We start from the raw sequence: 12,796 nt of genomic DNA on the forward strand, positions 1-12,796 counted from the left end.
GGCCAAGATGGTTTAAAACTCACGTATTTACGTGACCGAGGCACCCACTTCCCGTCGGAGGGGGTGGGATGCCACCATGGAAGTGGTCCGGAGACGCCGTCAGGGCGCTTCGAGATGACGAACAGGAGCCGTTGCGATGACGCAACAACTTAAGGCTGCGCAGAATCCGCCCGGAGAACGTTCCGACAGCAGCAAGGCGCTGTACGGGGGCAAGTCCACGCGCCGCGTCACGATCCACGACATCGCCTCCGCCAAGGCCCGCGGCGAGAAGTGGCCCATGCTCACCGCGTACGACGCGATGACCGCGTCCGTCTTCGACGAGGCCGGGATCCCGGTGCTCCTCGTGGGCGACTCGATGGGCAACTGCCACCTGGGCTACGAGACGACCGTCCCGGTCACGCTCGACGAGATCGCCATGCTGTCCGCCGCCGTCGTCCGGGGCACCAAGCGCGCCCTGGTCGTCGCGGACCTGCCGTTCGGCACCTACCAGGAGGGCCCGGTGCAGGCCCTGCGCAGCGCCACCCGCCTGATCAAGGAGGCCGGCGTCGGGGCCGTCAAGCTGGAGGGCGGCGAGCGCTCGCTGGCCCAGACCGAGCTGCTCGTGCAGTCCGGCATCCCGGTCATGTCCCACCTGGGCCTGACCCCGCAGTCCGTGAACGCCATGGGCTACCGGGTGCAGGGCCGCTCCGACGAGGCCGCGCACCAGCTGCTGCACGACGCGAAGGCCGCGCAGGACGCGGGCGCGTTCGCGGTGGTGCTCGAACTCGTACCGGCCGAGGTGGCCGCCGAGATCACGCGCTCGCTGCACATCCCGACCGTCGGCATCGGGGCGGGTGTGAACTGCGACGCGCAGGTGCTGGTGTACACCGACATGGTCGGGCTGACCGGCGGCAAGGTGCCGCGGTTCACCAAGCAGTACGCGAACGTGCGTGGCGTGCTCGGTGACGCGGCGAAGGCGTTCGCCGACGAGGTGATCGGGTCGCGGTTCCCGGCGGAGGAGCACACGTTCCACTAGGCGTGACCGGTCCACCGCGGACCGTGCGTGACGTGACGCGCCCCTTCGGGGCGCTCAGGCAGCCCGCCGGCATCTGCGTGTCGGCGGGCTGTCGGCGTCTGTAGGCGGGCTGTCGGTGGATTGTCGGTGGCGGCTGGCACCTTAGGGGCATGACGCGAATCGACGACAACCCCGAAGGCGGCGCGGCCAACGCCGTCACGGTGCGGGGGCTGGTGAAGCACTTCGGCGACACCAAGGCACTGGACGGCGTGGACCTGGACGTACGCGAGGGCACGGTCCTCGGAGTCCTGGGGCCCAACGGCGCCGGCAAGACCACCCTCGTCCGCTGCCTGTCCACCCTGATCGTGCCGGACGCCGGCACCGCCACCGTCGCCGGGTACGACGTGGTGCGCCAGCCCCGCCAGCTGCGCCGCACCATAGGCCTCACCGGGCAGTACGCCTCGGTGGACGAGAAGCTGTCCGGCTGGGAGAACCTGTACATGATCGGGCGGCTGCTCGATCTGTCCCGCAAGGACTCCAGGGCCCGCGCCGACGAGCTCCTGGAGCGCTTCTCGCTGACCGAGGCGGCGAAGCGGCCCGCGATGAACTACTCCGGTGGCATGCGCCGCCGCCTGGACCTCGCGGCCTCGATGATCGGCAACCCGGCCGTGCTCTATCTCGACGAGCCGACCACCGGTCTCGACCCGCGCACCCGCAACGAGGTGTGGGACGAGGTCCAGCGGATGGTGGCCGAGGGCGCCACCGTGCTGCTCACCACCCAGTACATGGAAGAGGCCGAGCAGCTGGCGAACGAGCTGACGGTCATCGACCGCGGCAAGGTCATCGCCAACGGCGGGATCAACGAGCTGAAGGCGAAGGTCGGCGGCCGCACCCTGCAGATCCGGCCCACCGACCCGGCCCAGCTGGGCGCCATGGCCCGCGCCATCACCGAGGCCGGTCTGGACGGGGTCTCCGGCACCCAGGCGGTCCCCGACGAGGGCCTGCTGAACGTGCCGATCCTCAGCGACGAGCAGCTGACCGCGGTGGTCGGCCTGCTGGGCGCCCGCGGCTTCGGTATCGCCCACATCGGCACCCATCTGCCCAGCCTGGACGAGGTGTTCCTGGCCATCACCGGCCAGAAGCCCACCCTCCAGGAGTCCGAGAGCGACGACACGACCGAGGAGGTCGCGGCATGAGCACCGCCACCACCGCCAAGGCCCCCGCGAAGGCGCCGACCGGTATCCGCCCGCCCGTCACGTCCGCCGACGCCCGGATCAGCCCGCGCGCCAATCTGCGGCACATAGGCGCCCTGGTGCGCCGCAACGCGCTCCAGATCAAGCAGGACCCGGAGTCGATGTTCGACGCCGTGCTCATGCCGATCATCTTCACCCTGCTGTTCGTGTACGTGTTCGGCGGCGCCGTCTCCGGCAAGGGCAATCAGGACGCGTACGTCAACTACCTGATCCCGGGCCTGATGGCGATGCAGGGCCTGAACATCGCGATGGCGGTGGGCACCGGCATCAACGACGACTTCAAGAAGGGCGTCATGGACCGGTTCCGGACCATGCCCATCGCCCGCTCGTCGGTCCTGATCGCCAAGATCGTGGTCGAGATCGGCCGTATGGTCGTCGCCACCACGATCCTGCTCACCATGGGCTTCATCCTCGGTCTGTCCATCCACACCTCGGTCTTCGAACTGCTCGCGGCGGTGGGTCTGTCGCTGGTGTTCGGCGCCTCGCTGATGTGGATCTTCATCCTGCTCGGTCTCACCATGAAGACGGCGCAGGCCGTCCAGGGAGTGGCGATGCTGGTGCTGATGCCGCTGCAGTTCGGCTCGTCGATCTTCGCCAAGCCGACCACGATGCCGGGCTGGCTGCAGACCTTCACGGACTACAACCCGCTCTCCAACCTCGCCGACGCGGCCCGCAACCTGGTCAACGGCGGCCCGGTCGCCCACTCGGCACTGATGACGCTGGGCTGGGCGGTGGCGATCACCGCGGTGACGGCTCCGCTGGCCGTCGCCAAGTTCCGCAAGCGGACCTGACCCTGACGGTGCGTCAATCGCGTTCGCGTTGTGCCAGGGCGGCGGCCTCCTCCAGGGAGAGGCCGCCGCCCTCGGCGTACGCGGCCTCGTAGACGGTGTCGTCGAGCAGCGGGCGGACCAGCGCCTCCACCTTCTGCCGCAGCTGCACCTCCATGGGCGAGGCGAAGTGGACCGCCGGCAGCAGGGCGTCGTGCGCGCCGATCAGCCGCGCCGCGTCGGCGGCGGTCGCGCTGCCGGGCGCCACCAGACCGGCCCACGCCCAGGCCACGGAGAGCAGGTGCACCGGGACCATCTGGGGCGCCACCATCCGGGCCATCGGCTCCACGGACCGGGTCAGCGCGGCGCGGGAGTCGGCCAGCGCCTTGTCGTAGACGCCCTCCTCGTTCTCCAGCCAGGCCCGGATGCCGATCACGAAGCCCTCGAAGAGCGAGAGGTTGCTCGACCTGAACTCCTCCAGCATCAGCGCGATCTGCTCCCGGGCCTCCGGGATCCGCCCGGTGCGCCCCAGCCACATGGCCAGGAACATCCGGGCGGCGGGCTGCGCCTCGTACCCCGCCTGGCGGCCCGCGGAGACGATCTCGCGCAGCATCGCCTCGCCGCGCTCGCCCTCGCCGGTCTCAAGCAGCACCGACGCGAGCCGCGCCTTCAGGAGCGACACCTGCCCCTGGGCGCCCAGCCGTTCCGCGTACCGCACGGCCTCGCTGTAGTCCTCGCCGGCCAGCGCGTACTCGCCGCGCCGCTCGCGTGCCTCGCCGCGCGCGGAGAGCGCCTCGGCGGCGCCCCAGTCGTCGCCGAGGCGCCGGAAGATGTCGAGCCCCGCCTCGGCGTCCCGGGTCGCCTCACCGGCCCAGTCGCTGCGGTTGGCGAGGACGTTGGCCCGCATCTGGAGGGCGTTGCCGAGCTCCCACTCGTAACCGAACTCCTCGCAGGCCCGGACCGTCGCGTCCAGCAGCTCCTTGAGCGCGTCCGAGTCGCTGATCATGATCACCGGGAAGAACCAGAGCGCGCCGGGCATCCGGCAGGTCTGCGGCAGCCCCGGCCGGTAGACGCCCACGATGGTGCGCAGCCGCTCCTGCGCCTCGGGCGTCGTCCAGTCGTCGCCGGTGTGGTCCATGGAGGCGAGCAGGAACAGCCGGACCCCGCGCCGGGCCTCCTGGAGCACCTCGGGCTCCATGGGCGGCGGGCTGTCGGTGCAGCGCGCGAAGACCGGGGGCGCGGGCTCGGCGGGCGGCGCGAACGGGTCGGGGCCGAGCTCCGCGGTCTCCCCGCACCAGCGGCGGGACTCGCCGCGCAGATCGCGCATGTGCCAGTACGTGGCCAGCGCGTGCACCAGGCAGAGCGCCTCCTGCTCGTCGGCGAGGTCCACCGCCCGGCGCAGCGCGGTGCGCAGGTTCTCGTACTCCCGCTCCAGGAGCTCGACCGCGGCGCGCTGCCCCCGGCCGCGCAGCTCGGGGTCGGTGGTGCGGGCCAGCTCGCGGTAGTGCACCAGGTGGCGGCGCTCGGTGGCGGCCCGGTCCCCGGCGGCGTCGAGGCGCTCGCCCGCGTACTCGCCGACGGTCTCCAGGAGCCGGTAGCGCATCTCGCCGCCGTCCCCGGGCGCGGCCACCACCAGCGACTTGTCGACGAGGGAGCCGAGGAGCGGGGCGACGTCGAAGGCGTCGACGCCCTCGCCGTCCGCGCACACCTCCTCCGCCGCCGCGAGGACGCAGCCGCCCGCGAAGACGGAGAGGCGGCGCAGAACCGTGCGCTCGGGGGCCTCCAGCAGGTCCCAGGACCAGTCGACGACCGCGCGCAGGGTCTGCTGACGCGGCAGTACGGTCCGGCTGCCGCTGGTCAGCAGACGGAACCGGTCGTCGAGCCGGTCCGCGATCTGACGAGGCGTCAACATACGCAGCCGGGCGGCGGCGAGCTCCACCGCGAGCGGCAGACCGTCGAGGCGGCGGCAGATCTCGGCGGCCGCCCCGGGGTCCTCCTCCACCCGGAAGCCCGGCCGCGCCGCCGCGCCCCGGTCCGCGAGGAGCCGCAGCGCCACCGGACCCGGCAGCGGCTCCACCGGCCGCACCAGCTCGCCCGGCACGCCCAGCGGCTCCCGGCTGGTGGCGAGGATGGTCAGCCCCGGGCAGCGGGCCAGCAGATACTCCGCGAGCCCGGCGGCCGCGTCGATCACATGCTCGCAGTTGTCCAGGAGCAGCAGCATCCGGCGGCGCTCGCAGTGCGCGGCGAGGTGGACGAGCGGATCGCCTGCGGTGCGGTCGGCGGCCCGCAGCTCCTCGGCTCCGGCGCCGTGCAGCACGGTCTCGCGGGCGCCGACCGAGGTGAGGACGGCGGCGGGCACGGCCGCCGGGTCGGCCACCGGGGCGAGTTCGGCCAGCCACACCCCGTCGGGCCAGCCGTCCCCGGCCGCGCCGACGGCCTCGGCGGCCTCCTGGGAGAGCCGGGTCTTGCCGGCGCCGCCGGGCCCGAGCAGCGTCACCAGGCGCGCGGCGCCCAGGTCCCCCCGGATCGCCTCGATATCGGTCTCGCGCCCCACGAAGGAGGTGAGCCGGGCGCGCAGATTGCCGGGGGCGGCGGGACGGGCTGCGGGCGCGGACTCCGGGCCCGGCGCGTCCGTCCGGGCCGGGGCCGCGTCCGGGGTGTGCAGCAACTCGCCGTGCAGCGCGCGCAGTTCGGGGCCCGGGTCGGCGCCCAGGCGGTCGGCGAGGGTGCGGCGGACGTCGTCGTACGCCGCGAGGGCCTCGGCGGTGCGGCCCGCCGCGCGCAGGGCGCGGATGCGCAGGGCGTGCAGCGGCTCGTCGAGCGGGTGGGCGGCGCAGAGCGCGGCCAGCTCGGGCAGCACCTCGTCGGCCCGGCCCAGGGCGAGCGCGGCGGCCGGCCGGGCGCGGCGGGCGTCCAGGCGGCGGGCCTCCCAGCGGGCCGCCTCGGCCGTCCGGTCGGGCAGATCGGCGAGGACCGGCCCGCTCCACAGCGCCAGCGCGTCGTCGAGCCGGGACAGGGCCTTCGCCGGGTCGCCCTGGTCCAGGGCGCGGGTCCCGTCCCCGGCGAGCCGCTCGAACCGGTACAGGTCGATGTCGTCCGGCTCGGCGTCGAGGCGGTAGCCGCCGCCCTCGACCGAGGCGACCGCGGTGTGCCCGACGGCCCGCCGCAGCCGGCCCACCAGAGCCTGGAGCGCACCGGCCGCGTCGGCGGGCGGCTCGCCGTTCCACACCTCGTCGACGAGCAGGCCCACCGGGACCGTACGGCCGGGGCGCAGCGCGAGCACCGTCAGCAGGGCGCGCAGCCGCGCCCCGCCGACGGAGACCGCCGTGCCCTCGGGGTTGAGCAGTTGGGTGGTGCCGATAATCCGGTAGCGCACGGCCCCATTCTCCGCGACGCGCGAAGGCCCCGTGCCCCCGCCCGCCAACTCCGGGCCAAGCGACGGTGGCCAGGGGTGGAACTCGCATGGGATCGCCGGACGTTCAGGGGGTATCACCTGTACGGTCGGGGCCGTCCGACCGCACCTCCACCCCAGGAGCCCCGCACATGGCCACCGCCACCTCGCGTCGCAGCGACCGGAGGATCAGCCCGGTCTTCCTGGGGATCGTCGCCGTCACGGCGGTCGGCGGATGGGCGGTGTGGACGGGCTTCTCGACCGCGCCGGGCTTCGCCGTCTTCCTCTTCGTGACGGGCGCCTGGATCGTCTCCCTGTGCCTGCACGAGTACGCGCACGCCCGCACCGCGCTGCACGGCGGGGACATCACGGTGGGCGCCAAGGGCTATCTGACGCTCAACCCGCTGAAGTACACCCACGCGATGCTGTCGATCGTGCTGCCGGTCATCTTCGTGATCATGGGTGGCATCGGTCTGCCCGGCGGCGCCGTGTTCATCGAGCACAGCCGGATCCGGGGCCGCTGGAAGCACAGCCTGATCGCGGCGGCGGGCCCGCTCACCAACGTGCTCTTCGCCGTGATCTGCACCGCGCCGTTCTGGCTGCACGCACTGGACGGCGTCCCCGCCGGGTTCCGCTACGCGCTGGCGTTCCTGGCGCTGCTCCAGGTGACGGCGGCGATCCTGAACTTCCTGCCGGTCCCGGGCCTGGACGGGTACGGGGTGATAGAGCCCTGGCTGTCGCACGGGGTGCGCCGCCAGATCGAGCCGTTCGCGCCCTTCGGGCTGCTCGCGGTCTTCGCGTTCCTGTGGCTGCCGTCGGTGAACGAGGTGTTCTTCGACGCCATCCACTCGATCCTGCGCGGGCTCGGCGTCACCGAGTGGGACACCTACTGGGGCCAGCGCCTCTACCGCTTCTGGCAGGGCACGCCGGACATCCCCTCGCTCACCGGCTGACGGCCGCCGACCGCTGGGCGTCGGCCTTCGCCTTGCGCAGGTAGTACCAGGCCATGTTGGAGGAGAGCCCGGCGAGCAGGATCCAGACGACGCCGGTCCAGTTGCCCTGGACGAAGGAGACCACGGCCGCGGCGACCGCGAGGACGCAGACGGCGAGGGCGTACAGAGCGAGGCGGGGCATGGGGGTCGGCTCCTGTCCGGGTGCGGCGCTGATGCCCGTCCAGTGTCCCCCATGCCCCGGGCGGACCTACACGTCGGTCACCCGCAGCCCGGCGTGCGCCTTGTAGCGGCGGTTGACGGAGATCAGGTTGGCGACCAGCGACTCCACCTGGTGGGCATTGCGCAGCCGCCCCGAGAAGACACCCCGCATACCGGGGATCCGGGCGGCCAGGGCCTGCACCAGGTCGGTGTCGGCGCGGCTCTCGCCGAGCACCATCACATCGGTGTCGATCTCCTCGACCGAGGCGTCCTGGAGGAGCACGGCCGAGAGGTGGTGGAAGGCGGCGGTGACCCGCGAGTCCGGCAGCAGGGCGGCGGCCTGCTCGGCGGCGCTGCCCTCCTCGGGCTTCAGGGCGTACGCGCCCTTCTTGTCGAAGCCGAGCGGGTTGACGCAGTCGACGACGAGCTTGCCGGCCAACTCCTCGCGCAGCGCCTCCAGCGTCTTGGCGTGGCCGTCCCACGGCACGGCGACGATCACGATGTCGCTGCGGCGCGCGCACTCGGCGTTGTCCGCGCCCTCGATCCCGAGGCCGAGCTCGTCGGCGGCCGACCGCGCCCGCTCGGCGGCCCGCGAGCCGATGATCACCTTCTGGCCGGCCCGGGCCAGCCGGTAGGCGAGACCGCGGCCCTGGTCACCGGTGCCACCGAGTACGCCGACCACCAGGCCGGAGACGTCGGGCAGGTCCCAGGGGTCCTTGGCGGCGGGCTTCGGGGGGTTCTCAGCACTGTCAGTGGAAGTCATGGGCCGACCTTACGCCGGGCGTTACCCGGCGGTATGCGCCAGGTGCGGCCGGAAGCGACCCGGGTGGCGGCGGCTCCCGTTCGGGTGAGGAGGGGCGGTTGCGGCCCGCCGGGGCGTGCGGTGCGGCAGGATGCCGGGCCATGGATGCCGTACGCGTCGCACTGTTGCGGGAAGTCCTCGCGGGGACGGAGTGGCTGCGCGGGACGCGCCCCGCCCCGCCGAGCTCTCCGGCGGTCAGCAGCAGCGCGTCGCCGTGGCCCGCGCCCTGGTCTCCCGCCCGGAGATCGTCTTCGCCGACGAGCCGACCGGCAACCTCGACTCCCGCTCCGGCGCCGAAGTACTCGGCTTCCTGCGCGACTCGGTACGGGAGCTCGGCCAGAGCGTGGTGATGGTCACCCACGACCCCGTGGCCGCGGCCCACGCCGACCGTGTGGTGTTCCTCGCCGACGGCCGCCTGGTGGACGAACTGCACCAGCCGACCTCGGGGGCCGTGCTGGACCGGATGCTCGCGTTCGAAGCCCACGACCGGGCCCGCTGACCGCGCCCCGCCCAGTCCCCCCTCGTCCCCTCTCGTCCCCGTAGAAGCTCTCCGAAAGCCCACCATGCTGCGAACAGCCCTGCGCAACGTCCTCGCGCACAAGGCCCGTCTGATCATGACCGTCCTCGCGGTCGGTCTCGGGGTCGCGTTCATCTCCGGCTCGCTCGTCTTCGCCGACTCCACCACCTCCGCCTACCGCGCGTCCATGGCGAAGAACTACTCCGGCATCGCGGTCACCGTGGACCCGAAATACCCCCCGGGCACCCCCGCGGACGCCCGCGCGACCGTCCTCGACGACGCGCTCGTACGCGAGCTGGCCGCCGTGCCCGGTGTCAGCGCGGTCCGCCCGACGGTCGACGGGTCCGTCACCCTGGCCGCCAAGGACGGCTCCCCGATGCGCGCCGACAACGCCATGGGCAAGCTGGCCGCCGCCTATCTCCCCGGCGCCGACGGCACGGACAGCCGCTACCGGCTGACGGCCGGGCGCGCACCGCACACCGGCGGCGAAGTGGTCCTGGACCAAGGCACCGCGAAGGCGGGCAAGTACGCGCTGGGTGACACCGTCACGCTCGCCGCGGACGGCCCCGTGCTGCGGATGCGGCTGGTCGGCACCGTCTCCACCGACGACACCCGGGTCACCTCCGGCGGCACCCTCGCGGTGTTCGACCGGACCACCGCGCAGCAGCTCTTCGCCACGCCGGGCCGCTACACCGGCATCGACGTGTCCGCCGCGCCCGGCACCGACCAGTTCGCGCTCGCCCAGCGCATCGGCGCACTGCTGCCGGCCGACCGCGCCGAGGCCACCACCGCGACCGCGAAGGCCAACCAGCAGTCGATGTTCATCGACACCAAGACGCGTAGCTACGCACGGCTGCCCATGATCTTCGCCGTGGTGTCGCTGTTCATCGGCTCGTTCCTCATCATCAACACCTTCACCATGCTCATCACGCGGCGCTCCCGGGAGATCGCGCTGCTCCGCGCGATCGGTGCCACCCGCCGCCAAGTGGTCCGCTCCGTGCTCGCCGAGGCGGCCCTGGTCGGGCTCGTCGCCTCCGCGACGGGGTTCGTCCTCGGGCTCGGCGTCGCCACCGTCCTGCCCGGCCTGCTCGGTACCGATGAGGATCTGCTGCCCCGGGGCCCGCTGGTGGTCGGAGCCGCCCCGGTGCTCGCCTCCCTCGCCGTCGGCGTCGGCGTCACGGTCCTGGCCGCGTGGCTGCCCACCCGGCGCGCGGCCAGGATCGCCCCCGTCGAGGCGATGCGCACCGCCGAGCAGCCCGCCTCCACGGCCCTGTTCCGCCTCCGGGGCGCCGTGGGCGCGGCCGTGCTCCTCCTCGGCGCGGGCCTGCTCTTCTCCCTCAACGACGCCATGGACGCCAAGGACGCGAACCTGCAGACCGCGATGCTCGGCTGCGGCATCCTGGTGACCGGTGTGATCGTGCTGGCGCCGCTGCTCGCGAGCCCGGTGATCCGTCTGTTCGGCCGGCTCACCGCCCGGCTCGGCGTCGTCGGCGACCTCGCCAAGGACAACGCCCTGCGCGATCCCCGCCGTACCGCGGCCACCGCCGCCGCCCTGATGATCAGCACCGCGCTGGTCTCCGGACTCGCCGTCATCGACCACTCCTCCAGCCGGGCCCTCGACAGCCAGGCGGCCGCCGGTCTGAGCGCCGACTACGTCATCAGCACCCGCAACACCACCACCGCCATCGACACGGCCGCCGTCCGACGCGTCGCCGACCTGCCCGGTGTGCGGACCGCTTCGGCCGTCGCGGACTCCACCATCTCCACCGGCTCCTTCGCCCGGCAGGTCTCCGGCGTCGACCCGAAGACCGTGGGCAGCGTCATGAAGCTGCACTTCACGAGCGGTTCCGCCACCGACATCGGACCGGGCCGGATCGCCGTCTCCAGCGGCTTCGCCCAGGAGAACCGGATCAGCACCGGCCGACAGCTCAAGGCGAGCATCGGCCCCGGCGAGGGCGACCGCGAAAAGCCGTACACCGTCGTCGGGATCTACCAGGACAACCCCACCGCGCAGGACGCTCTCGCCTACCGAGGCGACGTCCAACAGCACGGCTATCTGCGGAACTCCGTCCAGCGCATCCTGGTGGCCACCGACCACCACACCTCCTCCCCGGGTATGGAGAAGCGGTTGCGCGGCGCCGTCGACAACAGCCCCCTGCTGAAGGTCCAGACCCGCAGCCGGCTCGTCCAGGAACAGGCCGGTGTCGCCGGCGACCTGATCACCATGGTCTTCGGACTGCTCGCCATCGGCGTGATCATCTCCGCGCTCGGCATGGTCAACACACTCGCCATGTCGGTCGCCGAACGCACCCGGGAGATCGGCGTGCTGCGCGCCATCGGCATGGACCGCACCGGCATCCGCCGCATGATCCGCGTCGAATCCCTCACGGTCGCCGCCTACGGCACGCTGCTGGGCCTCGTCGGCGGCCTGTTCGGGGCGTGGAAGGTCAGCGGACTGGCCAGTGGAGCGATCCCCCAGTACACCTTCAGCCTCCCCTGGGGCACCCTCGCCCTGGTCGTCGTCCTCTCCCTCGCCGTCGGCGCCGCCGCGGCCGCCCTCCCCGCACGCCGGGCCGCCGCACTGAGCCCCCTGCAAGCCGTCAACGACTCCTGAGGGAGCGCAAGGTGCCGCGCACGACGGCCTCCTTGAAGGCGGCGGCGGTACGTCCGGTCAGCACGACGGGACGCGGGCGGTCGTCGGCGCGGGTGAACTGGACGACGCCGTCGTGGCCGGCCCCGGAACCCGGAACCCGGCGGTCCAGACCACGGCGTCGGCCGCGAAGGAGGCGCCGTCGCGGGTGGCCAGGCCGTCCGGGCGCACCGCTGTCACGGCGGTGTTCGGGTGGACGCCGATCCCCAACCGGTCGAGTGCGTGCCGCAGATGGCGCCGGGCTCTCGGCGAGAGCCCGGCGCCGACGTCCTCGGCACCCGTGAACAGCCGTACCCGCAGCCCAGGGTGGCTCTCCGCCAGCTCGGCGGCGGCCTCCACCCCCGTCAGCCCGCCGCCGACCACCGCCAGGGTGCCGCCGGAGGCGATCTCGGCGACCCGGTGCCGCAGCCGTACCGCCTGCTCGAAGTCGGCGATCGTGTGGGCGTACTCGGCCGCTCCCGGGACGGCGGTCGTCTCCGCGCGGCTCCCCAGGGCGTACACCAACGTGTCGTAACCGATGGTGGGGCTCCCGGTCGGTCCTCACCAACCGGGCGGACGCGTCGACGGCGGTCACCCGCGCGACGACCAACTCGACCGGTGTGCCACGGAGGTGATCGCTCAACGAGGTCTCCTCCAGCCGCTGCCCGGCGGCGAGTTGGTGAAGGCGGACGCGTTCCACGAACCGGTCGACGGCATTGACCAGCGTGACGGTGGCATCGGTGCGGCGCAGGTTCCTGGCGGCGCGCTTGGCCGCGAGCAGACCGGCATAGCCGGCGCCCACGACGACGATGCGATGACTCATGACATGACTCCCTCTGTGACGACAAGTGACTCCGGAGCGGGCCCGGCGCCGTCGGACCGCGCTCCCGGCCACCGAGAGCGCGCCCACCGGACGGGCGTCACGCCGCGAACCGGGCCACAGACACCGCCCAGCCGATGTACAGGACGTTCACGACCAGCCGTGCCAACGCCGGAACCGGCCGTTCCAGCAGCCGAGGGCGGTCCGCTCGCGCACGCCGCAACGCGTCCGCATGGGACACCAGATAGCCGGTGATGAGTCCTGCGGCGGCCCAGCCCCCGGCCGCCCTGGCGGACGGTACGAGCACCAGCGCACCCACCGCGATCTCCGCCGCCCCGCCGGCATACACCAGCAGATCCCCACGGCCCAGCCATACGGGCACCAGCCTGCGGAAGTATCCCGGGAGCAGGAAGTGTGCGATCCCCGTGACGACCAGGAAGCCCGCCAACCCGGCGGCAGCGATAGCGTGCAT

Annotated in this window: 10 protein-coding genes and 1 pseudogene; 6 read left to right on the forward strand and 5 right to left on the reverse strand. The window is 72.9% G+C overall.

Annotated elements, in window-relative coordinates; all coding sequences use genetic code 11:
* Nucleotides 1-136 precede the first annotated feature (136 nt).
* The 3 genes from panB (at nt 137) to A8W25_RS08960 (ending at nt 3,038) form a co-directional block, all read left to right on the forward strand.
* Entirely contained in the window at nt 137-1,015 is an 879-nt protein-coding gene (gene panB / locus A8W25_RS08950; RefSeq protein ID WP_067158447.1) for a 3-methyl-2-oxobutanoate hydroxymethyltransferase, read from the forward strand.
* 149 nt (nt 1,016-1,164) lie between these two features.
* Entirely contained in the window at nt 1,165-2,190 is a 1,026-nt protein-coding gene (locus A8W25_RS08955; protein WP_067158448.1) for an ATP-binding cassette domain-containing protein, read from the forward strand.
* Nucleotides 2,187-3,038, forward strand: a complete 852-nt coding sequence (locus A8W25_RS08960; protein WP_067158449.1) for an ABC transporter permease — start codon at nt 2,187-2,189, stop codon at nt 3,036-3,038. Before A8W25_RS08955 ends, A8W25_RS08960 begins: the two co-directional genes overlap by 4 nt.
* Before the next feature lie 13 nt (nt 3,039-3,051).
* Here the strand turns inward: A8W25_RS08960 and A8W25_RS08965 are convergent, their stop codons facing one another.
* Nucleotides 3,052-6,390 (reverse strand): BTAD domain-containing putative transcriptional regulator, encoded by a 3,339-nt coding sequence (locus A8W25_RS08965; protein ID WP_067158451.1) that lies wholly within the window; start codon nt 6,388-6,390, stop codon nt 3,052-3,054.
* Between the two features lie 167 nt (nt 6,391-6,557).
* Here A8W25_RS08965 and A8W25_RS08970 point away from each other — a divergent pair, with 167 nt between their 5' ends.
* Nucleotides 6,558-7,358: a site-2 protease family protein gene (locus tag A8W25_RS08970; RefSeq protein WP_067158453.1), complete on the forward strand. Its 801-nt coding sequence runs from the start codon at nt 6,558-6,560 to the stop codon at nt 7,356-7,358.
* On the opposite strand, the gene A8W25_RS08975 is transcribed toward A8W25_RS08970, so the two are convergent.
* Nucleotides 7,348-7,539, reverse strand: coding sequence for a hypothetical protein (locus A8W25_RS08975; RefSeq protein ID WP_067158455.1), 192 nt, complete (start codon nt 7,537-7,539; stop codon nt 7,348-7,350). The two genes, A8W25_RS08970 and A8W25_RS08975, sit on opposite strands and share 11 nt — an antisense overlap.
* 66 nt (nt 7,540-7,605) lie before the next feature.
* The gene (gene npdG / locus A8W25_RS08980) at nt 7,606-8,319 is read right to left on the reverse strand and encodes an NADPH-dependent F420 reductase (protein WP_067158457.1); all 714 of its coding nucleotides are present in this window, start codon (nt 8,317-8,319) and stop codon (nt 7,606-7,608) included.
* 205 nt (nt 8,320-8,524) lie between these two features.
* Here npdG and A8W25_RS08985 point away from each other — a divergent pair.
* Nucleotides 8,525-8,857: pseudogene (locus A8W25_RS08985) on the forward strand (ATP-binding cassette domain-containing protein); the annotation flags it as partial.
* Nucleotides 8,858-8,921: 64 nt separating this feature from the next.
* On the forward strand, nt 8,922-11,489 hold the full coding sequence (locus tag A8W25_RS08990) for an ABC transporter permease (RefSeq protein WP_067158459.1): 2,568 nt from the start codon (nt 8,922-8,924) through the stop codon (nt 11,487-11,489).
* A 57-nt stretch (nt 11,490-11,546) separates the two neighbouring features.
* On the opposite strand, the gene A8W25_RS34775 is transcribed toward A8W25_RS08990, so the two are convergent.
* Nucleotides 11,547-12,026, reverse strand: coding sequence for an FAD-dependent oxidoreductase (locus tag A8W25_RS34775; protein WP_234386348.1), 480 nt, complete (start codon nt 12,024-12,026; stop codon nt 11,547-11,549).
* Nucleotides 12,027-12,424: 398 nt separating this feature from the next.
* Entirely contained in the window at nt 12,425-12,796 is a 372-nt protein-coding gene (locus A8W25_RS09000; RefSeq protein WP_067158463.1) for a hypothetical protein, read from the reverse strand.

The organism is Streptomyces sp. ERV7, assembly GCF_001653515.1.
GTDB lineage: Bacteria > Actinomycetota > Actinomycetes > Streptomycetales > Streptomycetaceae > Streptomyces.